This is a genomic window from Bacteroides sp. Marseille-P8574, from assembly GCF_902825465.1.
GTDB classification, from domain to species: Bacteria; Bacteroidota; Bacteroidia; order Bacteroidales; family Bacteroidaceae; genus Bacteroides; species Bacteroides uniformis.
Map to the genome: position 1 here is coordinate 2,688,288 of NZ_CADEBE010000001.1, position 24,301 is coordinate 2,712,588.

The window sequence follows — 24,301 nt, forward strand, 5'->3', positions numbered from 1 at the left end:
TACTTGTTTAATCGTCATGGAGAAACTTTACGACTACCTGCCAAGAGAACTGGTCACCTTCCTTTTGGTCACCGTATTCTCTTTACTCATCGGGCTTTCACAGCGTAAAATCAGCTTGAAGCGCGAAGGGGAGACTACGCTTTTCGGTACCGACCGCACCTTCACCTTTATAGGCATTCTGGGCTATCTGCTCTATATTCTCGACCCTACGGGCTATCGTCTGTTTATGGGAGGAGGAGCCATTCTGGGGCTATTGCTCGGACTGAACTATTATGTGAAGCAGTCACAGTACCATGTGTTCGGAGTAACCACCATCATTATTGCACTCATCACCTACTGCATTGCTCCCATTGTGGCCACGCAGCCGTCGTGGTTCTACGTCATGGTCATAGTGACCGTCCTGCTCTTCACCGAGTTGAAGCATACCTTCACGGAACTGGCCCAGCGCATGAAGAACGACGAGATGATTACGCTTGCCAAGTTCCTTGCCATCAGCGGCATTATCCTGCCGATGCTGCCCAATGAGAACCTTATTCCCGGCATCAACCTGACGCCATACAGCATTTGGCTGGCCACAGTGGTTGTATCGGGCATTTCCTACCTTTCTTATCTGTTGAAGCGCTACGTCTTCCATGAGTCGGGCATTCTGGTTTCGGGCATCGTGGGAGGCTTGTACAGCAGCACGGCTACCATTTCCGTACTGGCGCGAAAGAGCCGTAAGTCGTCTGCGCAGGATGCTCCCGAATATGTGGCGGCCATGTTGTTGGCGGTCAGCATGATGTTCCTCCGTTTCTTGATATTGATAGGTATTTTCAGCCGGGAGACGCTACTGGTCATTTATCCCTACTTGCTGATAATGTCGGTGGTGACGGCAGCCGTGGCATGGTATCTGCATTCCAAGCGGAAACGGGTGGACGACGGCATGCGTGACACGGAGAACGAGGACAGCAGTAACCCGTTGGAATTCAAGGTAGCGCTGATTTTTGCCATGCTGTTTGTGGTGTTCACTATCTTGACCCACTATACGCTGGTGTATGCCGGTACGGGTGGACTGAACCTGCTCTCTTTCATTTCGGGGTTCAGTGATATTACTCCTTTCATTCTGAACCTGCTTCAAGGAACAGGCAGTGTGGCGGTGCTGGTGATTACGGCTTGCAGTATGCAGGCTATTGTCAGCAATATAGCGGTGAACATGTGCTATGCGTTATTTTTTGCCGGCAGGAAAAGCCCTTTGCGCCCGTGGATATTGGGGGGATTTGGTTGTGTTATTGCCATAAATATCTGTCTGTTACTTTTCTTCTATTTTCTCTAAATAGCTTTCTTTTTGCTTTTTTAACTCCGAAAGTCTCGTAAATGCATGAAAAGAGGCTATTTTTGTCGAATTCACTGTGACAAAACTCGAACGGGAAACGTCTAATACGAAGACAATAAAGAATAGTCACTAAAAATAAAAACGCAATGAGAATCAAATGGACTGTGCTGCTATGGATGCTGATGATTTCGGGCCTGGTTGCAGCGCAAAACACGGCAAACACTTCTTTTCAGGTTAAAGGAATTTTGCTAGACTCGCTCACCCAGGAGGGTGAACCTTATGCTACCATTAAAATCGTGAAGAAAGAGGCTCCTGCAAAAGCGCTGAAAATGCTGGTAACGGACATGAAAGGTCAGTTTCAGGAGAAAGTACCCGGCACGGGCAACTTCGTGATGACCATCACTTCCGTGGGACGTACTCCCATCGTGAAGAACTTTTCTGTGAAGGCAGGGGAGAAGCTGGTGGACTTCGGTACGCTGTATATCGTAGATGCCTCCAATGAGTTGGGACAAGTGGAGATTGTAGCTCAGAAGCCTCTGGTGAAGGCAGATATCGACAAGATAGAGTACAATGTGCAGGACGACCCTGACGCCCAGTCGAACTCTGTGCTGGAAATGCTTCGCAAGGTACCATTGGTAACGGTGGATGGCGAGGACAATATTCAGGTGAACGGGAGCAGCAGCTTCAAGGTATACGTCAACGGAAAGCCCAACAACATGATGAGCAACAATCCGACGGAAGTGCTGAAGAGTATGCCTGCAAACAGTATCAAGCATATTGAAGTGATAACCAATCCTGGCCCCAAGTATGACGCCGAAGGTGTGGGAGGGATTTTGAACATCGTCACCGTGGGCAGCGGAGTCGAAGGCTATACGGCTACGTTCAGTGCCAACGTCAGCAATCGCGGTGCAGGCGGCGGGGCATTCGGTACCATCAAGAGTGGCAAGCTGACCGTCAGCGCCCGCTACAATTACAACTACAACGATCAGCCCCGCAACTATAACAGCGGTAGCCAGCATGTGACACCGGAAGCTGTTACGGAGAATTCTTCCAATCTGGACTATGACGGCAGCAACAAGGGACACGGTTCTTTCCAGTCGGGCAGCATGGAGGCCAGCTACGAAATAGATACATTACGCTTGGTTACCATGTCTTTCGGACTTTGGGGTGGTGGGAATAAGAGTAACGGCTCTACGGACTACATCGCCACTTTCCCGGAGAGCATGAACGCTGCTCCCATTTACAGTTATTCTGCCTTTAACCGCAGCAAGTCTTCCTGGTATTCTATCGACGGAGGTGTAGACTACCAGCGTCTGTTCAAGGTGAAGGACCGTATGCTGACGTTTTCTTACAAGATAAACACCCGTCCGCAAACATCGGATTCCTATACGGAATATGAAATAGACAATGGCTATAACCCCGATTGGGCAGACTATCTGAACCGCTTGAAGAACCTGCATAACGACGGTGAGCAGAATACCACGGAGCATACGTTCCAAGCCGACTATACCACGCCTATCGGTAAGCTGCATACACTGGAGGCAGGCGCCAAGTACATTCTGCGCAACAACTCTTCGGAAGACGACCGTTTTGATGCGGACGATACCGGAAAGTATGAATACAACAAAGACCAGAGCTCGCACTACAAGCATTTAAACGATATCATTGCCGCCTATCTGGGATATGGGCTGAAGGTGAAGAGACTTTCGGGCCGTTTGGGATTGCGCTACGAGCATACCATCCAAGACGTGAAGTATTTGGTGGGCCGGGGTGAGGATTTCACAAAGAACTTTGACGACGTAGTGCCTTCCGCTTCCATCGGCTACAAGCTGACGGATATGTCCAATCTGCGTTTGGGATACAACATGCGTATCTATCGTCCAGGAATCTGGTCTCTGAATCCTTATCTGAATGATACGGATCCCTCCTACATCAGCCAGGGTAATCCGGAACTGGACAGTGAGAAGAGCCATGCTTTCAACTTGAGTTACAGTAACTTTACACAGAAGTTCAACATCAATATCTCGGCCCGCTACTCGTTTACCAACAACAGTATTGAGAATGTGACAAGGCTCATGCCCGATACGGAGATTGAGGGATTGAAGAACCCCACGGGCAAGGATGTGCTTTATTCTACCTATGCCAACATCGGCAAGACCCGTTATGCCAGTGTGAACGGTTACGTCAACTGGAATGCCACTCCACGTACACGTATCTACATGAACATGAGCGGCAATTACTCTTATCTGGAGGGCAGTGAAGGCATGCGTAACGATGGCTGGAGCCTCTTTGCCTACGGCGGTGCACAGCAGACGCTGCCCCATGACTGGCGCATCAGTCTGAATGTCTTCGGACAGACGCCGTGGATTATGCTGCAAGGTAAGGGCAGCAGCTTCTTTGATTATGGCTTGAGCGTCAACAAGTCCTTCCTGGACAAGCGCCTCACCTTGTCTGCCTTTGCCAGCAACTTCTTCAAGAAGTATATGGACCAAAGTTCCACCACCGAAGGCAACGGTTTTATACGTGAAAGCAACTATAAGTACAGCCGCCAACGTTTCGGCATAAGCGTCAGCTACCGTATCGGTGAGCTGAAGGCAAGCGTGAAAAAGGCTGCGCGCACTATCAGCAATGATGATGTGAAGAGCGGTGGCAGCGGTTCCGGTGGTGGTGAATAAGTTGTAAATACATTGTCAGGCAAATGACTCGTAGGACACAACAGATGGACGGGATTTAGGGTGTTGAATTGCTAAAAATCCCCTTCTGAAACTTGTACCTCTCTATTCTTCAGAGAATACAAGTTTCAGAAGGGGATTTTTTATGATAGTAACTTACTTGCTGACTGTTGAGAGCCCCAACTTCTTCAGCCCTTTCTGCACATCCGGATGGCTCATGAAGAGCTTCCACAGCAGCCCTGACCGATAATTCTCAATCATGACGGCTATCGGGCCCTGGTCAATGGCGAGGTAGCGCTGCGGAAACCAGTTGTCCGTTTCGCTGAAAGCATCGTAGAAGCCATAGGGGCCGAAGACCTTATCTCCCATCTCGTAGAGGTGGCGCATCACTTGCAACGACTGTTCCGGGGTATAGACGATGGATGACAAGGCGGCAGTTGGAGAGATGACTCCCTGGTCGTCGCGTTCGTTGGGAGCGTGGGCGGCATATCCGTTGACGGAGTAGCTGGCTGTCAGTCCCCAGCAGTCGGGCCCGAAACCTTTGTAGTGCTTGGGGTTGCGGACACAGTAGGCACGGTTCACAAGCGTCAGGTTACGCATCTCGTCGAAGTAGTTGGCGCAGTATTCATCCTTCAGCCCGATGGGGTCGAGGCCGAGGAACGAGTATTGTGCCCAGAAGAGCGGTCCGGCTTCTGTGCCTTGATAGCGCAGATGCAACTCGATATTCTCCACTTTATGAGGGTCTACAATGGCCCCGTTCTGCGCCCAGCCCTCGTGATAGACTGCTGCAGGCACGCCGTGGGTAGGCGAGGCGGCGGCAAGGATATACATGATGAGGCATTCATTGTAACCGTGTACGGGAAAGTTCATTTCCCAACCGTATTCCGGACTCCAGTGCCAATAGAGCACGTTCTGGCCGTTTTGGCGGTAGAAGTTCCAGTCCACTTCGCGCCACAGCTTGTCGATGCGGGCGGCGAGGGCTTGCTCGGCGGGCGAACCGTCGATGTAGTACTGGTGGACGGAGAGCAGGGCCTGCATGATGAAGGCTGTTTCTACCAGGTCGCCGCCATTGTCTTTCTGCCCGAAAGGTTTCACTTTGCCCGTATCGCCATACCACCAGTGCGGGTAGGCACCGTGGAAACGGTCGGCGGTTTCGAGGAAGGAGACGATTTTCTCCATTCGTTCCAGCCCTTCCTGGCGGGTGACATAGCCGCGGTCTATACCGGCAAGTATAGCCATGATGCCGAAACCGCTTCCACCGGACGTGATTACGTTCTGGTCGTTCTCCGGATAGACACCGTCCATGTGGATGCGTTCGCGTGCCAGTCCGCTGTTGGGCTCGGCACCTTCCCAGAAGTAGTTGAAGGTGCGACGCTGCACGGTGTCCATCAGGGCATCGTCGCTCAGCCGGTCTTCTTTGGCGGCAGGGCTTTTGCATTGCGTGAAACCGAGCAACAGCAGGAACAATAATAAACTGTATTGTATTTTTATTGTACCAATGCTTACTTGTTTTTTTATCATTTACTTATCTATATTCATTGCACGGTCAATTCAACAAGTATAGGACAGTGGTCGGAAAGGTAGCTGTTCTCCGGTTTGTCTTGGATAACGCGGTAGCGGTCTATCTTTGCGCCTTTGGTCACGAAGACATAGTCCAGCAGTACGCGTTCCTCCACCGGCAGGCGGCCGAAGTCATGGAAAGACCAGGACGGACCGTAGGTGACGGCAGCTGTCTTTGCGGCATTTTCCATTCCTCCCTTTTCCAGCGTTTGCAGAGGTTCTTCACCGGGCGTACAGTTAAAGTCACCGGTGATGATGGCGGGCATGCCCGGTGCTATCTCCTTGATTTTGTCGAGAATGAGTTGCACGCCCTCTTTGCGGGCTGTCTTTCCGTCGTTGTCCAGATGGGTGTTGAAATATACAAACTTTTGTCCGTTGTTCTTTTCCTGCAGTATCGCCCAGGTGGTGACACGGTTGTAGGAAGCGTCCCAGCCCTTGATGCCGATAGTTTTGGGTTGCTCGCTGAGGGAGAAATTGCCGTATTCCACCAGTGTAAACCGGTCGGTCCGGAAGAATATCGGGCAGTATTCGCCTGCTTCCTTGCCGTCGTCGCGCCCCACGCCGAGTGCTGTGTATTGCGGCAGCCCGCGTTTCAGGTCTTCCATTTGGTTGTGAAGCACTTCCTGCATGCCCAGCAAGTCGGGGCTGTAGTAGGCTATCATACGGCAGGCGTCACCCTTGCGGTAATTCCAGTTGTTTACACTGTCCGAAGGAATATCCAGGCGGACATTGAACGTCATCACTTCCAGCGGCTGTCCGTTCTGTGCGGAGGGCTGGCTCTTGCAGCTGCCAAGGAGCAGAATGCTGCAAAAACAAAGGAGTAAAGTAGTATATCTCATGTTTTCTTGTTTTTAGAGTGCAATATTAAATATTTTATTTCAGTGTCAGTCGGGCTGTCTTTTCTGCCTGGCTGCTGCCACCTATCATCACATCGAAATCTCCCGGCTCGGCCACGTGGTTGAGGTCGTAGTCGTAGAAGCGGAGCAGCTCAGGGGTAATCTTGAAGGATACGGTCTTGCTTTCGCCCGCTTTCAGGAACACCTTTTCAAAGCCTTTCAGCTCGCGTACGGGGCGGGTAATGCTGCCTACGAGGTCGCGGATATAGAGCTGCACGACTTCTGCGCCGTCACGCTTACCGGTATTGGTCACGGTGACTACGGCAGTGGTGGAGCCATTTTGTCCCATGACCGGGGTACTGAGGGCGATGTCGCTGTACTGGAAAGTGGTGTATGAGAGCCCGTAGCCGAAGGGATACAGCGGTTCATTGTCCACATCTAGATAGTTGCTGCGGAACTTCTCGAACCAATTGCCGGCAGCCAGCGGGCGACCGGTATTCTTGTGGTTGTAGAATAAAGGTATCTGCCCTACGTTCTTCGGGAAAGTCATGGTCAGCTTACCGCTTGGGTTCACGTCGCCGAACAGTACGTCGCCGATGGCGTATGCCGCTTCACTGCCACCGAACCATACGTTCAAGATAGCGGGCACATGTTCCTGCTCCCAGGTGAGCGTCAGCGGCCGGCCGGTGAAGAGGGTTAGTACAACGGGCTTTCCGGTCTTCAGCAAGGCCTCCAGCAGGGTGCGTTGCACGTCGGGGATGCCGAGGTCGGTACGGCTCGAGCTTTCACCGCTCATTTCGGAAGACTCGCCCAGGGCGGCTACAATCACGTCGGCACCGGAGGCCACCTTCAAAGCTTCGTCCAGCAGTTCCTTATCCGTACGGTTGTCCCGGCTCAGCGATCGGCCGAATAGGGTGGCGCGTTCCTCGTAGGCTACATCACCGATGAGGTTGCTGCCTTTGGCGTAGGTGATGTTCACCCGGCCGGCTGTCATCTCCTTCAGTCCTTCGTACAGAGAGGGATAGTCATCCAGGCGTGCGGCAACACTCCAGGTACCGGGCATGTTGCTGCGGGTATTGCCCAGAGGGCCGATGACGGCGACGGTGCCTTGCTTCTCTAAGGGAAGGACAGGACGAGAAGACTTCTTGCCTTGTCCCTCAAAAGGTTCGTTTTTCAGCAGCACAAAGCTTTCGGCGGCAATCCGGCGTGCGGCGTCGCGGTGCTCGCGCGTGAAGATGTCGCGTGCGGGACGGCTGAGGTCGCAGTATTTGTAAGGGTCATCAAACAGCCCTAACTTGTATTTCGCTTCAAGGATGCGGCGGCAGGCTGCATCCAGCGTCTTCATGGTTATTTTACCTTCGGTGAGCGACTTTTTCAACGTGCCCACGAAACCTTCGCTCACCATATCCATGTCCACACCGGCGTTGAGCGCACGGGCGGAAACGGTCTGCAGGTCACCGATGCCGTGCTCCACCATTTCGGAGATACCGGTAAAGTCGGTCACCACAAAACCGCTGAACCCCCATTGTTTGCGCAGCACGTCTGTCATCAGCCAGCGGTTGGCTGTGGCGGGCACACCGTCCACTTCGTTGAAAGAGGCCATTACACTGCCCACTCCGGCATGGACGGCTGCTTCATAGGGGTACATGTATTCGTTGAACATGCGGTTGCGGCTCATGTCTACGGTGTTGTAGTCGCGTCCGGCTTCTCCGGCACCGTACAGTGCGAAGTGCTTGACGCATGCCATGATTTCGTCGTTCCGTTTCAGTTGGTCGTCCGGGTCTTTTCCCTGATACCCCAACACCATGGCGCGGGCGATGGCGCCTCCGAGGAACGGGTCTTCGCCCGACCCTTCGGATACACGTCCCCAGCGCGGGTCACGGCTGATGTCCACCATCGGGCTGAAGGTCCATGAGATGCCGTCGGCACTGGCTTCGATGGCGGCGATGCGGGCAGACTGCCCGATGGCTGCCATGTCCCACGTGCAGGAGAGGCCGAGGGGGATGGGAAAGATGGTCTCATAGCCATGTATCACATCCATGCCGAACAGCAGGGGGATGCCCAGGCGGGAGTTCTCTACGGCCAGTTTCTGTACGTCGCGTATTTTGGCCACTCCTTTCAGATTGAAAAGCCCTCCCACGAGCCCCTGCTCAATCTTCTTGGCCACGTCGCTGCTCTTTGCCTGACCGGTGGTGATCTCTCCGGTCACGGGCAGGTTGAGCTGGCCGATTTTCTCTTCCACAGTCATCCGGCGCATCAGTGCGTCGATGAAGCGGTCCATGTCCTGCGGAGACTTCTGCGCCTGCACGGTGGCGGTGACGCCTATTAAAGCGGTCGCGAGCAGCAGACTTGTTCTCTTGAAAATTTTCTTCATATTCATATTGAATTAATTGTTTGTAAGTATGTTCCCTTCATTGTTTTTAGATTGCCGTCACTCTATTGCAGTGGCGCTATGACTTCTTTGCAACGGTACTGCAATTTCTCTGCAGTGATACTGCAAACGATTTGCAGCGCTACTGCAACTGCTTTGCAGCGACACTGCAACTGTTGTGCAGTGCTACTGCAACACCTTTGCAGTGCCACTGCAAAAAGTTTGCAGCTCTTTGCAGTAGCAATGCTTTGATTGCAAGTAAGTTATGAAACAGACCTTTTGCCATTGATTGGGCCGGCTGTTTCCTTTGGCCGGGTATCAATAGTTGGGGTTCTGCACCAGTACTCCGTTCGATTTGTCTATCTCTGTCTGGGGCAGAGGCAGCAGCGCATTCTTGTCTTGGTAATTCTTTCCGGCAGCTTGCAGCACTTCTTTGGCAATGCCCCAGCGCACGAGGTCGTAGAAGCGGTCGGGTTCCAGTGCCAGCTCTACGCGGCGTTCGTGGCGAATAGCGTCACGCAGCACAGACTGGCTGGCAGATTCTACCTTCGGAAGCACGTCTGCCAGTGTGCCGCGGGCATGGGCGCGTACTTGTTCCAGATACCCGGCGGCTTCGCCCGTTAGCCCTTTCTCGTTGGCGGCTTCGGCAGCCATCAGTAACACGTCCGGGTAGCGGATGAGGCGGATGTTTACCCAGAAACCCATGCGGGTGTACTTGCGGCGCAGTGTCGGGTCCGTGTAGGCCTTCTTGTTGAAGTAGGCACCCATGGCGGTGGATACGGGTGACTCGCCATAAGGCTGGTTGGTGTTCTCCGGTGTGATGGGCTCGTCCGTGCTGCGGCGGAAGTAGAGCAATGTGGCGTTCCGGCGCGGGTCGCCCGGTTCAAAAGCTTCTCCCATCAGTTTAGTGGCCATGTGCCAGCCCCATCCCAGGTCCCACTCGCCGGCTCCGCGCACCCCTTGCACCTGGCAGAACTGGCTGCCGATGCTGGCATCCTCTTTCATGGCATCGGTGGCTTCGCATTGCAGTTCGAAGATGCTCTCACCGCAATTCTCCCCTTCTACGGTGAAGACTTTGTCGACCGGTGTATTCAGGTTGTAGATGCCCGACTTTATCACTTCGGTGGAGGCTGTGTACATATTGTCCCAATCGTTCCGCATCATATAGGTGCGTGCGTGCAGGGAGCGTGCGGCGCCCCAGGTCAGCCGTCCCGTATAGTCGCTGTCCCACCGCAGGGGCAGGCATTCTTCGGCTTCGGTCAGGTCTTTGTCAATCTGTTCGTATATCTTTTCCGCCGTGGTCTTGGGCACGTTGGCATCGGAGGCTTCCACTACCTTGATGGTGACCAGCGGCACTTCGCCAAAGGCGCGTACCAGGTTGAAGTAGCACCAGGCACGGAAGAAGAGCGCTTCGCCGCGGTTGCGGATGGCTTCGGTGTCGTCCTTGTGTCCGCTCTTCTCAATGTCGTCCAGGATTTCGTTGCACTGATAGATGATTTTGTAGTTCTGTCCCCAATAGGCGCTGAGCGGCCCGTTGGAGGCAGTGTATTCGAAGTCGTCCCACATGGCGGCCTCGTTGCTGCCGTCGCCGGCGTCACTGCCTTTCTCGGAGTCTTCGCTGCGCACCATGTGCACCATAAAAGCCGGAATACCGGCAGTGATGTCGTACGAGCGCATCAGGTAGTAGACGTTGAATATCTTTCCGCCGACAAGGGCGTTGGGAGAGTCATCTTCCGTGAACTGCCCCAGCGGATCGCGGTCCAGGAAGTCGTTGCAGGATGTCAGTGAGAGGGCTGTTGCACCCACCAGCAATGTAAATATGTATTTTATCAGTTTCATAAATTTATATTTTTCATTCCCCGTTCCCTTTGAAGGAGTCGGGGGAGGTTTGAAGTTACTCTTTTTTAGGAGAGAGGCTTTTAGAACGTCAGATTAAATCCGAACGTATAAATCGCCGGCATCGGATAACTGCCGTCGTCCACCCCGAAGGCGATGGCGCTTCCGCCCAGTTCCGGGGTATATCCGGTGTTGTGCTTCCACGTTTTCAGGTTCTGTATGTTCACGTAGAGCTTCAGCGCCTGCATGCCTATCTTCGAAATCAGCGCCTTGTCGAAGTTGTATGCCAGCGACACGTTACGGATGCGGAAGAACGAGCCGTCCTCTATGTAATACTCGGAGTTCAGGTTGTTGATGGTATGCTTGGTGTTCAGAAGCGGCTGGGTGTTGCTGGTCCCTTCACCGTGCCAGCGGTCCATGCGTTGCTCCATAAAGTTGAACTGGCTCCAGTTGTAGTTGTCCCAGGTACGGTAAATCTGATTGCCGCCTTGTCCCATCATGTCTACTGCCAGCTCCCAGTTCTTGTAGCCCAGGCCGAGCGTGAAGCCGTAGGTGACATCGGGTGTAGGATTACCAATCATCGTACGGTCTGCCGTGGTGATTTCACCGTCACCGTTCACGTCGCGGAACTTCAGGTCGCCCGGGGTGACGGTTGCCAGCGTGTTCTTGGGAGAGTGCTCAATCTCCTCCTGGGTCTGGTAGACACCTTCCACCTTGTAGCCGTAGAAGTAGCCGATGGGGTATCCGGCCATTGTGTAGCTCTGCTGCTTGTCTCCGGCTATGATGGAATAGCCTTCCTGCACGAGGCTCAGTACCTTGTTCTTGATGGTGGCAAGGTTCATCCCCACGTTGTAGTTCCAGTCGCCTATCCGGTCGCGCCAGCTTAGGGCCAGCTCTACGCCCGAATTCTCGATGGAGCCGAGGTTTCCGATACCCGGTACGGTTCCGGAGATGCCCGGCACTTCGGCCAGCAGGTCTTTGGTTTTCTTCTTGTAGTACACGCTTTCAAAGTGCAGGCGGTTGCGGAGGAAGTTGGCTTCTGCACCGGCTTCCCAGGCTTCCACCTTCTCCCAGCGCAGTTTGGGGTTGGGCAGGTAGGCAAGCTGGTAGCCCGGATAGATGGCGGACGGGGTGCCGAATACGGCAGAGTAGGCATTCGTCAGTAACGGTTCGGCGGGATAGGCGCGGTCCAGGTTTTGGTTACCCAGTGTGCCCCATGAGCCTTTCAGTTTCAGCATGTCCAGCCAGGTGATGTCCTTCATCCATGCCTCCTCGCTCATCAGCCAGCCCAGGCCGACGGAGTAGAAGTTCTGCCATTGGTTGCCGGTGTAGGAAAAGGCGGAAGAGCCGTCCCGGCGGTAGGAGCCGTTGAACAGGTACTTGCCCTTGTAGTTGTAGAGGATACGTGCCAGTACGGACACGGTGGAACGTTCCCACTGCGTGCTGCCGTTGGTGGCGGTGGCTGCGTCGCCGATGCTGATGTACCATTTGTCGGGATTGTCCGGGATGACCAGACCTACTCCCTGGGTACGGGCGCCGTTCAGATTCTCGAGCTTGTTGTAGTAGGTGGTGAAACCGGCTGTGGCCGTCACGCTGTGGTCTCCCCAGGAGTTGGTGTAGGTCAGCAGATAGTCGCTCTGTACCTTCATTTCCGTCTCTTTGGCTTGGGACACTCCGGTCTTTCCGTTGCCCAGCGTGGCTATGTCTCCTTCGACGCTTGCGTCATATACCTGGATAACCGGGGTGTATGTCCGTGTGCTGTTCGAGGCATAGTCCAGGGAGAACATGGCCTTGAACTGGAAGTGTTTTAGGAAATCCCATTGGCCGTACACATTGCCCGAGCCACGGTAGTTCTCGGCTTTCGTGGTATTCGCCTTCAGGTCCACGTCCACCATCGGGTTGTTCATCTGTGCCTTCTGGAATCCGGGCAGTGAGGTGTAGAGGCCGTACTCGGAGTTGAATACATGCGCCACCGGAGTTGCGCGCAGGGCTGTAGCCACACTCTTCGTGTCGGCGGGCAGCATGCGTGCCCCGTTGAATTGGAAACCTACCTTGAGGTTGTCCGTCACTTTATAGTCGTTGCTGATGTTCAGCGTGATTTTGCTGTACTTCTCGTGCTTGATGTTGCCTTGCTCGTAAGCATAGCCCGCACCGAGATAGAAGCTGTTCTTGTCCGAGGCACCCGTGATGCTGATGTTGTTGTTGGTGATGAACCCGGTCTGGAAGATTTCATCCTGCCAGTTGGTGTTTCCCGTCCAGTCCGAGAAGTTGTATTCCGGGTTGCCTTCATTCCTCAACTGTTCGTTGTACAGCAGTTTGAATCCTTCGGCATCCGTCAGTGCAATTTTGTCGGTGACGGACTTGAAACCGAACGAGCCGTTGATATTGACGCGTGTCTGTCCCTCTTTCGCCTTTTTGGTGGTGATGATAATCACACCGTTGGCACCGCGCACACCGAAGATGGCGAGCGACGACGGGTCTTTCAGTATCTCCATGGATTCGATGTCCTGCGGATTCAGGAAGTTGATATTGTCGTTGAACAGTCCGTCCACGACATAGAGTGGCTTGTAGCCGTTGATGGAGTTTGTTCCGCGTACACGGATTTCCGGGTCGGAGCCTGCCTTGCCGGAGTTTATCACCTGCACGCCGGCAATCTTGCCTTGTAGTGCGGATACGGGGTTGACCACCGGCTTGTTGGCGATTTCGTCGCCTTTAATGTTGGTGATGGAGCCCGTAAGGTCTCGCTTCTTGGCGCTGCCATAACCGATGACCACGGTTTCGGCCAGCATCTGCGAGTCGTCTTTCATCTGGACGTTGATTACCGACTGGCTGCCTACCTTGACAGCTTGCTTCACCATGCCTACATAGGAAAAATCCAATGTGTTCTCCGGGGTGGCCTGGATGGAGTACCGGCCGTCTATGTCGGTAATCACGCCATTGGAGGTTCCCTGCACCAATACGGTGGCACCAATCAGCGGGTCACCCAGGGTATCGGTCACGGTGCCGGTTACTGTTTTCTCCTGCGCCGATGCGGCGACACTTGCCAGTAGGCACACCGTCAGAAATAGGTTTCTCAGTCTTCCGGTTTTCTTCTTGGGAAGGTTTAGGTTCTTCTTCATTACATTGATTTTTTAGTGGATAAATCATTCAGTTTCTCCTCTGAACAATCAAAATGCAAAAAAGATTTGGTGACGGTGTTAAAAAAGGGCAGCCCGGTTTTCGCGGACTGCCCTCTTACCTAAAAGCAAAACTATACCTATTTCAACTCAAAACTCGTAGTCTTTACATCGCGGCTGTTGGGTCCAATCATTACATGGAACTCGCCGGGTTCGTATACATACTGTATGTCGTAGTTGTAGAACTTCAGCAATTCGGGGGTAATGGTGAAGGTCACCTGCTTGCTTTCGCCTTTCTTCAGGTGGATGCGCTCGAAGCCTTTCAGCTCTTTCACGGGGCGGGTAATGCTGCCCACCAGGTCGCGGATATAGAGCTGTACGATTTCATCTGCATCGTAGTTGCCCGTATTGGTTACGGTTACGGAAGCGGTCAGCTTGCCGTCCGCATTCAGTTGCTTGGAGCTGAGCGTGATGTCACTGTATTGGAAGGTGGTGTAGCTCAAGCCATAGCCGAAGGGGTACAACGGGTCGTTACTCACATCCAGGTAGTTGCTGCGGAACTTCTCGAACCATTTGCCTTCTTTCAGAGGACGGCCGGTATTCTTGTGATTGTATGCCATAGGCAACTGGCCCACATTCTGTGGGAAAGTGGTGGTCAGCTTACCGCTGGGGCAAACGTCTCCGAACACTACGTCGGCAATGGCGTCGGCAGCTTCACTACCTCCGAACCATACATTCAGGATGGCGGGAACATTTTCATTCTCCCAAGTCAGCACTACGGGACGTCCAGAGAACAATACCAATACTACGGGCTTGCCCGTTTTCAGCAATGCTTCCAGCAGGTGGCGCTGTGCGTCCGGCATTTCCAGTTCGGAACGGCTGCTGCTCTCACCACTCATCTCGGAAGACTCGCCGAGGGCTGCTACGATGACATCGGCTTGTGCGGCTACTTTCAGGGCTTCGTCCAGCAGTTCTTGATCATTGCCACGGGGCAGTTCACGGCCGAACATCGTGGCGCGTGTCTGGTAGTCGGCATCGTACATCAGGTTGCTGCCTTGTGCATAGAGAATGTTGGCCTTGGAGCCGACAGAATTCTTGAAACCTTCCAGCAGGGTGCTGTATTTGTCTGCTGTGGCTGCCACACTCCAAGTGCCCGGCATGTTGGCACGGGTGTTGGCAAGTGGGCCAATCAAGGCGATGTTGCCTTTGCGTTGCAAGGGCAGTAGGTTGTCCTGGTTCTTCAGCAGCACGAATGTCTCTGTGGCAATCTGGCGGGCAATGGAGCGGTGCTCGGGAGTGAATACTTCTTTTTCGGCACGCTTCACGTCGCAGTATTTATACGGATTGGCAAACAGTCCCAGCTTGTATTTGGCTTCTAGGATGCGTCGGCAGGCTTTGTCAATGTCGGCCTCAGTCACTTTGCCTTCTTTCAGGGATTTCTCCAGTGTGCCGATAAATCCGTCGGCTACCATGTCCATGTCTGTTCCGGCGGTCAGGGCACGTGCGGATACTTCCTGCAGGTCGCCGATTCCGTGGTCTATCATTTCGGAGATGGCTGTATAGTCTGTCACCACGAAGCCGTCGAAGCCCCATTGGTTGCGCAGTACGTCGGTCAGCAGCCAGTGGTTGGCAGTGGCGGGTACTCCGTCAATTTCATTGAAGGAGGTCATGGCACTACCTACGCCGGCCTCTATGGCAGCCTTGTAGGGAGGGAAGTATTCGTTGAACATACGGTTGCGGCTCATATCCACCGTGTTGTAGTCGCGGCCGGCCTCTCCGGCGCCATACAGTGCGAAGTGCTTTACGCAAGCCATTATCTCGTTGTTGGCACTCATATCCTTACCTTGATAGCCGCGAATCATGGCTTGTGCAATGGCTGAACCCAGGAATGGGTCTTCACCGTTGCCTTCGGATACGCGTCCCCAACGGGCATCGCGGCAGATGTCTACCATCGGGCTGAATGTCCAGCAGATACCGTCCGCACTTGATTCGATGGCAGCTATACGGGCCGATTTCTCTATGGCTTCCATGTCCCAGCTACACGAGAGTGCCAGGGGAATGGGGAATACCGTTTCGTAACCGTGAATCACGTCCATACCGAACAGCAAGGGGATGCCCAGGCGGCTGTTCTCTACGGCCAGTTTCTGTACTTCGCGGATGTTTTTCACACCTTTCAGGTTGAACAGACCGCCGACTTCACCGTTGCGGATTTTACTGGCAACGTCGCTGCTCTTGGCTTGTCCGGTAACGATGTTTCCCGTCACCGGCAAATTGAGCTGACCGATTTTCTCGTGCAATGTCATTTTGCCCATCAACTCCGTAATGAACTTGTCCATGTCCTGCGGAGTGCCTTGGGATGTGCTTTCTTTGGGCGTTGCCGTCACGGTGAGGGCAGAGAAAGCCAAGGCTGCTAATAATGAGTATTTCTTCATGCTATATAGAAAATTATTTAGATGCGATTTGTTGGAAGCCTAGCTTCTGCAGACCTTCCTGGATTTCGGGACAGCTCATGAAGAGTTTCCACAACAATCCGGTGCGATAGTTCTCGATCATCGGGGCAATGGTGCACTGGTCGATGGCCAGATAGCGGGGCACTGTCCAGTTGCTTGCTTCGGAGAAGGCATCGTAGAAACCGTACTTGCCCCAAATCCAGTCTCCTTTGGAATAGAAATACTTCAGCGCACGCATGGATTCCTCCGGTGTATAGGGGAAGCTGGACAAGGCTGCCGTCGGTGTGATGACGCCATGATCATTGTCACCCGGGCAATGGGCTGCATAGCCTTGGGTAGAGTAGCTGGCTGTAAGTCCCCAGCAGTCCTTGCCGTAGCCTTTGAAGTTCTTCGGGTTCTCCACGCAGTAGCGGTAGTTGGAGAGGGCATGGTTGCGCACCACGTTCCAGTAGTTGGCATAGCGGTCACTGAGATTACGCGGGTCCAGACCGATGTACGAGTATTGTGCCCAGAATAAGGGGCCGCCCAGTTTCTCGGCTCCGTTGTGTTTCAATTCCAAAGGCAGGCCGTAGGGGGCAGAGTCGGACTTGATACCGCCGCCGCGTGCCCAACCGTTGTGGTAGGCCGAAGCTGGAACGGGATAAGTAGGGGAGGAGGCTGCGAGCACATACACAATCAATGCCTCGTTGTAGCCTTCCAGCGGAAAGTTCATTTCCCAATTGTATTCGGGAGACCAGTGCCAGTAGATGACATCCTTGCCATTCTGATACCAGCTGAACTCCATCTCTTTCCACAATTGGTCAATCTTTTTTGCCAGTTTCTTTTCCTGCTCGTTACCGTCGCGGAAGTATTGGCGCACGCAAAGCAAGCTTTGCATCAGGAAGCAGCTTTCCACCAGGTCGCCGCCATTGTCCTTTTGTCCGAAAGGCTTCACCTCTCCGGTCGGACCGTACAGCCAGTGGGGCCATACGCCGTGGAAGCGGTCGGCGCGTTTCAGATAATCGGCAATTTGGGTCAGGCGCTTCACGCCTTCGGCTCTGGGGATAAAGCCACGCTCTATACCTACCAGCAGACCGGCAACACCGAATCCGCTGCCACCGATGGTGACGACGCTCTGGTCTTTCTCGGGATATTCTCCGTCTAGGTGAATGCGTTCGGGTGCCAGTCCGGAAACCGGTTCCGCACCGTCCCACATGTAGTTCAAATGTACCTTTTGGATGTAATCCAGCATTTCGTCATCCGAAGCGAATGATTCGGGACGTACTTCCTCTATGTCGGGCTTTTCTTCTTTTCCGTTCTCTTTCCCGCTTTCCTTCAGGTCGGAAGAGCAGGACGCGCAGCTTGCCAGTGTGGAAATTAGGAACAAAGCCAGCACATGTATCATTATTGGTTTTTTCATATCTTTATTTTTTGTGTTTAATTTTTTGTCGTCTTGCACAATGGCGAGCGTCCGTTTTCGTTCAGCGCTTCGACAGTGAAGTAATAGTCCGTGTCTGCATCCAGTCCGCGGAAGTCATATTCCGTCTGTCCCAGTACCGTGATGGCATTGTACATCTTGCCTTCGGCAGTGCCGTAGTAGATGTTGTAGCCATAAGCGCTTGCTTCGGGTTGCCAGGAGATAAGGGCATTCCGGCGGTCTTTCTTGTCACGTTTCACGGTCAGTCCTTTTATGGTTTGTGGGACATCACCGTCACCGTTTCCGAAGACGCGGAAACCGGACAAGGCGACATTTCCCGTAGGCATGTGTACATTCTCGTATTTCAGATAACGGGCATGCAACGGCTCGTTGAGTTCGATGTAGTCATGCGGACAATCCTTGTCACTGTCACTCTTGTCTATGACTAATGTCCATTCTTTTCCATCCTCGGAAGCAAAAATACGGTATTGGTGATAGATATCCATGGCACGGTTGTATTGGACCGCTTTATGGTCGTAGAAGTTTAATTGCACGGCACGTATATTCTTTGTACTGCCCAGGTCTATCCTAGCCCATTCGCCGGGATTACCGGAGCGTGCTGCCCAGTAGGTACGCATACTTTCGTCTGTCAGGTTGGAAGCTACGTGGATGCTGTCTGTGGAAGAAACCTCTACTGGCTTGCCGTAGGACAAAAGCATCCATCCCGTAAAGCGGTCTTCCGGATTCTTTATGTCCATCGGTTCCGCCCAGTTGGGGTAGTCACCGAAGGCAGTGGATGAATACATGGTACCATCCTTGTCGAAAGCCACAGGATAAAGACCGATGCGGCGTTCGAACTTATATTTAAGGGAGAGCATGCAGGTGGCGACATGCCAGTAATTGCCTTTCACGTCGCGGAACGTGCCTCCGTGACCGGCACCTTGCACATATCCTCCCGGCTTGTAGCACATCGGGTTATGCTTTTGATAGACAAACGGGCCCAGTGGGGAATCCGAAACATATACGCCGTCGGCATATACCTTGAATTCCGTACCCGGAGCGCCATATTGGAAATAATATTTGCCATTGTGCTTAGTCATGTAAGCACCCTCTGTAAATGGACGAAGCGTGACTTCGTCGTCATTGTTCATGCCGAAGCGTTCCCAGCCGTGTTCTTCAGGACGGAGCATCATGATGTCGTGAATCTTACTGATGGGGTAGAAATCATTCCGGTCCAGTTCCACTGCCTTTAGCGGGTATTCATTGCTGGAGCCATAATACATATATAGTCTGCCGTCATCGTCCAGAAACATGCAGGGGTCCCATGTGGGAAGCACATTCTTTTCGATGGCACGTTTGAAACGTCCCGTTTTGGGGTGTGTGCTGTACCACACGGCTAGACCTTCGTAAGTGGAGCCGGTATAGAACAGTGTATCACCGCTTACATAGGCTGCCGGCGCGCACTGGTCGTCATCTGTAGGCTTGCGCTGGAAGCTGGCAGGAACGAAATCCCAATCCACCAGATTCTTGGAATAGTGAAAACCGCCCTGGTTGGTGGAGAACAGAAAGTATTCTCCCTTGTATTCTACCGCCATTGGATCGGCGGAGGAACGGAACGAACCATTGGGGCGCACATTGTTGTTGAAAGGCTCGAAATTGTAACTGATGTTCATCGGATTGCAGAAGGTTCGCGACAGAGGCGCATGCGGGTCATACCATCGGGTCGCTTGAGCCGGACGGCGGATTGTGGTAGCCTGGTGTACCTCATTTTCCATTATCACCTCAATATCGGTTTCATCCAGTGCCAGGATTCTGTTCACTATCTTTTTTCCGGGATAGTAGACATACAGATGTACGTCATTCTTCGCTCCTTTGATGGCAAAGCTGCCGTCGTGGGCAGTGGTATTGTGCATGGGACTTGCAAAGAACATGACTGTAGCACCTTCAAGCGGTTGTCGGTTACTGTCCAATACGTGTCCTTTTACAATACGGTCTTGGGTCACAGTAATGTAGTAGTCGCTAACCTGCCCTTTCACAACTTTAATGGAATCATCCGTGGTTGCCTTTGCCGTCAGAGCGGCAAAGGCTATTCCACAGCTGATTAAGATTTTTCTTATCATGGTATGGATTTGGAATAAAGATTGCTTTGAATTAGTCAATCGGGTCGAGCTTCAGGTCGGGAAGATCATCAAGCTGATTGGATGGAAGAGGCCAGTACGTCTTGGCTTCAGTCCAACCTTTCGGTCCGAGTTCTGCAGCTGCCTTTCCGGTACGAACCAGGTCGACATAACGGTTGCACCATTCATTGCAAAGTTCCATACGGCGTTCATCCAATACGTCATCCAATGTGACACCGCTTTTGGTAGGCATTTCAGCGCGTGTACGAACCAGATTATAGCCGTTGTCACCGTCTTTTCCTTGGCGAATCTTGGCTTCGGAGTTCATCAGTAACACTTCTGCATAACGGAAGATGCGCACGTTGTTGTTGGCACCGTAGTCAGTACGCGGTAAGGTCATCTGATTGTAGGGAAGATACGCCTTTCCATTCCAGCAGTCAGTCATGGTGCCGGATGTTGCACCGACTGTCCAGCCTTCACGGGTTTTCTGTCCGGCTCTCAGGAAGGAGGTTTCGGCACGTACGGTTTCGCCGCGTGCATCGGCCCATGCCACGAACTCTGGTTCATAGCCGATGAAGTTCCATCCGCCTAAGCTCGGTTCGGCACTGTTGGGGCTTGTTATGGTAGTTCCTTGGAACGGGAACCAATTGTCAACGCCCAGATAGTCTCCTGAGCCGTTGCCATAGTCGGTCACTTGGCACTCGAATAAGGACTCGTCACACAACTTTCCTGGAATCTTGAACAGATTATAGAAGTCGGGATATAGAGAGAAGTTGCCGTTATTGATGATGTCGTCCGTCAAGGTTTCAACTTGTGCATAGTCTCCCTTCAAGAGGTAAATCTTGGCAGCCAGCATTTCGGCGGTAAAGGCTGTCACTGCGCCTTTATGCTCCATCTGGTTGGGACGCATACGGGGTAGTTTCTCCATTGCGTAATTCAAATCCTCTTCCAGCATATAGTCATATACTGAATTTACATTGGAACGACGGAAATCAGTCTGGTAGTTGTCTCTGTAGATTACAATAGGTCCGAAGTTGGTAACCAACTGATAGTAAGCCCATGCACGAATGGTGCGTACTTCTCCGCAATAGGTCTCATACGAAGTGTAGTCGTTGCTTCCGGGGGTCAGGTATTGGGCATAACCGTTAAGGGACTCCAGGGCTGAGTTGGCTGTACGGATAATTTCGTAGAAAGTGACCCAAACATTATTGAGCGCCCAGAAAGAGTTCGTATAATTGAAGTGGCGGCCGAAATCTACGGCTGCTCCCTGGTCATCTGTACGCCCTGACCATACGTCACCGTCACGAGTGAACATGATCAGTGCATTGGCCCAGTGCATGGCTGATGTGCGCACTTTGGAATACACGCCGACAACGGGTTGATACATGTTGCCCGTATTGGTGAAGTCCACGCTTTGTTCCGGTACCTTGTTTTCCGGATCGATGTTGATGAAATCGGAACAAGCAGTCGTACTACCCAGCAGCATCATTGCCGGGAGGATATATGCTAATGTTTTCTTTATGAATTTCATTGTTATATGTTTTTAGTGTTTTGGATAGTTTAGAAATCAATCTGCACTCCGAAAGTATAAGTCGAAGTCAAAGGGTATACTTCTGTATCCCAACCTTCGGCATCCGACAATTCAGGTGTGAAGCTGTTTGCCTTGAATGTTGTGAACGGACGGTCAGCTGTCAGAGAGAGGCGGATGCCCGGCATTACGTAGCTGCCAACCTTAACATTCTTGAATGAGTAGCCCAACGTGATGTTTTGGATACGGAAGTAGTTGGAGCTTTCTACAAAATAAGAGGCATTGTTGCTGTCCGAGGTATTCCAAGTCTTGAGCAATGCTTTGGCAGACGGATGTTCATTGGTGGAACCCGGTCCGGTCCAGCGGTTTTCGTACTGGGCTTTGTCGAAGTTGTAGTCGGATTGTGCATAGCGCAAAGCACGTTTTCTGTTCCACAATTCTCCACCGGCTTGTCCGTAAGTAGTCAGGTTAAAGTCGAAATTCTTATAAGCGAATCCGAGGTTGAATCCGTAAGTGAAATCGGGGATATAAGAACCTAGTACCTGCTTGTCGCTTCCGTCGATGACGTGGTCTCCATTTACATCCTGGTATTTGAAATCACCTGGTTCGAGGCCATTGGCTACAGCAATCGGGTCGGCGGCACATTCTTCCGGAGTCTGGTAGATACCGATAACTTTGAAACCATAATAAGAGTTCATTTTCTCGCCTACCATGTTTACGGTCTTGCCACCCTTGATGATGGTCATGTTGTCTTTCAGGCTCTTTACCTCATTGTGCAGATAAGAGAGGTTGACGCCTACGTTGTAGGTGAAATCCTTACCGATTTTGTCGTTCCAGTTCAGTGAGAAGTCGATACCGCTATTCAGAATCTGTCCGTTGTTGCCTGCGAGGGTTTCATTTTGCATGGGTAGTTTCGGAGAGATAACCGCATTGTCAGTCAGACGGTAATACCAGTCGATGTCGGCACTCAAACGGCTGTTTAAGGTAGAGAAGTTGACACCTACGTTGGTTTCGTTTACGACTTCCCAACCCAGCCAGCTGAAGTTGGTGGAGTTGATGAAACCGTCAAGAGCAGTTCCCAATACGGCTTGTGTGTTCTGGATACTTGCGAAGCCTGCACTTGCGGCAATCTTGTCGTTACCCAGCTTACCCCAGCTTGCGCGGAGTTTCATGTAGTCGAATATATTTTGATTCTTCATGAACGGTTCTTGAGAGATGACCCATGCGGCACCGACAGAGGGGAAGTAACCCCATTTGTCGTTGTATTTGGAAGAGCCGTCGGCACGGAAAGTGAACATTAACATGTACTTGTCAGCGTAGTTATAGTTCAAACGTGTGAAGTAGGAGAGACCGCGGTATTTCCAGCCGTCATCTTTTACGGTAGCGCCTTCCTTGTTACCCAAGGAGATATATTTCCAGACATCCTCACCTTCGGGAACATTGGTAGCTGTACCTTCCAGTGACTTCATCTGTTCCTGACGCATGGATACACCCAGCATGTCGGTGAAGGAGTGCTGCCCCCACTTGTCGGTATAAGTGGCCACGTTGTCCCATACCCATTTGTTATAGTCGGTATTCTTTTTGGTCAGGCTGGTAGTGGCCTGTTGCTGGTGAGTGCCGATGTAATAGGTCGGTGTGAAGTCTGTACCACGGATAGCACGATAGTCGTAGCTGTAGCTCGTACGTACATTCAGCTTGTTGGGGAGGAGGTTGAGCTGTGCGTAGAAGTTGCTCAACACCTGATAGACATCATTACGGTTGTCGTAATAGTTGGCTGTGGCAACGGGGTTCTTGAAGTTGGAACCCAGACCCACCTGTTCGGGTGACGCATACTTGTCGGGGAAGATGGTGTCATCGCGGGTATTGTCGAACACGGGGATGATGGACGGAGTGTTGAATGCCTGTTGCCAAGCTGCATTCTTGGGCAGTTGCTGCTGTGAGCTGCTGAATACACCGTTGAATCCGAGCTTCAACCAGCTGCGTGCATCGAAATCCAATGCAGCGCGGAAGTTGAGACGGCGGTAGTAGTTGTCAACATCCATGATACCGTCTTGTGACAAGTAGCTCATACCGGCAGAATAAGTGGCCTTTTCCGTACCGCCGGATACATTGAGACTGTGGTTGGTCATCATGGCTGTACGTAATAGCTCGTCATACCAATTGGTGTCTGCATTGAACTTCAGGGCATTGAGGTCACCTCCGAAGGTCTCGATAGACTTTTCGAAGATGTGCCCGTAAGAAGCAGCGTCCGCTTCCATCAACATGGTGGCATATTCGTGGGAGTTACACATTTCCAGCAGGTTGGTTGCTTTCTGGATACCTACGTAGCCATTGTAGGTTACTTTGGCATCCTGATTGCGTGCACCACGTTTGGTAGTAATGATTACAACGCCGTTGGCGGCACGAACACCGTAGATGGCTGATGCAGATGCATCTTTCAGAATGGTCATGTCCTGAATGTCAGAGTTGTTCAGGAAGTTGATGTCATCGTAGAACATTCCATCTACTACATAGAGAGGAGAGGTATCGCCAAAAGAACCCATACCGCGGATAGTAACTTTGGGGCCGTCGCCCGGTGTTCCCGAATTGATGATGTTAACGCCTGGTACCTTTCCCTGCAATGCTGCCATTGGAGAGGAGGTCGGAACATTAACTAATTCTTTTTCTTTAACGACATCAATCGGAGCTGTTAAGTCTTTCGCTTTGGCTGAACCGTAACCGATGACAACGACTTCATCCAGCAGTTGCGTATCTTCCCGCAGCCTTACATTGACAACGGATTGTCCCGCAGCACTTATTTCCTGCGGCAACATGCCTAGATAGTTAAACACAAGTGTTGCCTCTTCAGGGACACCGTTAAGTACATAGTTACCGTCGAGGTCGGTAGCTGCTCCAATAGTAGAGCCTTTTACTACAACCGTGGCTCCGATGATCGGTTCATTGTTCTGGTCAACAACAGTTCCTTTAACTGTCTTTGTTCCTTGTGCCAAAACTGTCAGTGGCAACGAGAACAAAATCATGAATAGAAGAAATAATGTTTGCCTTCTCATAACTAAATTTAAGAGTTAATAATTCTGCCGGCAAAGAAAGTAATAACGGCAAGTAAG

12 protein-coding genes are annotated in these 24,301 nt (G+C 52.2%); 2 read left to right on the plus strand and 10 right to left on the minus strand.

The annotated features are described in order from the left end of the window. The first annotated feature begins 16 nt into the window (after positions 1-16). Both HUX74_RS11470 and HUX74_RS11475 read left to right on the plus strand, forming a co-directional pair. Positions 17-1,312, plus strand: a complete 1,296-nt coding sequence (locus HUX74_RS11470) for a DUF4010 domain-containing protein (protein ID WP_117964732.1) — start codon at positions 17-19, stop codon at positions 1,310-1,312. A gap of 146 nt (positions 1,313-1,458) precedes the next feature. Beyond that, entirely contained in the window at positions 1,459-3,987 is a 2,529-nt protein-coding gene (locus HUX74_RS11475; protein WP_138344658.1) for a TonB-dependent receptor domain-containing protein, read from the plus strand. 153 nt (positions 3,988-4,140) lie between these two features. Here the strand turns inward: HUX74_RS11475 and HUX74_RS11480 are convergent, their stop codons facing one another. The 10 genes from HUX74_RS11480 to HUX74_RS11525 all read right to left on the minus strand — a co-directional run bounded on the left by HUX74_RS11480 (position 4,141) and on the right by HUX74_RS11525 (position 24,244). Next, positions 4,141-5,505 carry a glucoamylase family protein gene (locus HUX74_RS11480; protein ID WP_117964736.1) on the minus strand — a complete coding sequence of 455 codons (1,365 nt, stop codon included), beginning with the start codon at positions 5,503-5,505 and terminating at the stop codon, positions 4,141-4,143. Between the two features lie 14 nt (positions 5,506-5,519). Beyond that, positions 5,520-6,383, minus strand: a complete 864-nt coding sequence (locus HUX74_RS11485) for an endonuclease/exonuclease/phosphatase family protein (RefSeq protein ID WP_174646657.1) — start codon at positions 6,381-6,383, stop codon at positions 5,520-5,522. Positions 6,384-6,417: 34 nt separating this feature from the next. After that, positions 6,418-8,754, minus strand: coding sequence for a beta-glucosidase BglX (gene bglX / locus HUX74_RS11490; protein WP_174646758.1), 2,337 nt, complete (start codon positions 8,752-8,754; stop codon positions 6,418-6,420). A gap of 315 nt (positions 8,755-9,069) precedes the next feature. Beyond that, complete coding sequence (locus HUX74_RS11495) at positions 9,070-10,590, minus strand: RagB/SusD family nutrient uptake outer membrane protein (RefSeq protein ID WP_174646658.1); 1,521 nt, start codon at positions 10,588-10,590, stop codon at positions 9,070-9,072. An 80-nt stretch (positions 10,591-10,670) separates the two neighbouring features. Further along, positions 10,671-13,706 (minus strand): TonB-dependent receptor, encoded by a 3,036-nt coding sequence (locus HUX74_RS11500; protein WP_174646659.1) that lies wholly within the window; start codon positions 13,704-13,706, stop codon positions 10,671-10,673. A gap of 137 nt (positions 13,707-13,843) precedes the next feature. Then, positions 13,844-16,135 (minus strand): beta-glucosidase BglX, encoded by a 2,292-nt coding sequence (gene bglX / locus HUX74_RS11505; RefSeq protein ID WP_117964742.1) that lies wholly within the window; start codon positions 16,133-16,135, stop codon positions 13,844-13,846. Between the two features lie 13 nt (positions 16,136-16,148). Next, positions 16,149-17,552 carry a glucoamylase family protein gene (locus HUX74_RS11510; RefSeq protein ID WP_165853589.1) on the minus strand — a complete coding sequence of 468 codons (1,404 nt, stop codon included), beginning with the start codon at positions 17,550-17,552 and terminating at the stop codon, positions 16,149-16,151. A 17-nt stretch (positions 17,553-17,569) separates the two neighbouring features. Beyond that, on the minus strand, positions 17,570-19,669 hold the full coding sequence (locus HUX74_RS11515) for a family 43 glycosylhydrolase (RefSeq protein WP_117964746.1): 2,100 nt from the start codon (positions 19,667-19,669) through the stop codon (positions 17,570-17,572). 31 nt (positions 19,670-19,700) lie between these two features. Beyond that, a complete protein-coding gene (locus tag HUX74_RS11520) occupies positions 19,701-21,197 on the minus strand; it encodes a RagB/SusD family nutrient uptake outer membrane protein (RefSeq protein ID WP_174646660.1) in 1,497 nt (498 codons plus the stop codon). A gap of 29 nt (positions 21,198-21,226) precedes the next feature. Continuing rightward, positions 21,227-24,244 (minus strand): TonB-dependent receptor, encoded by a 3,018-nt coding sequence (locus HUX74_RS11525; protein WP_174646661.1) that lies wholly within the window; start codon positions 24,242-24,244, stop codon positions 21,227-21,229. Positions 24,245-24,301 lie beyond the last annotated feature (57 nt).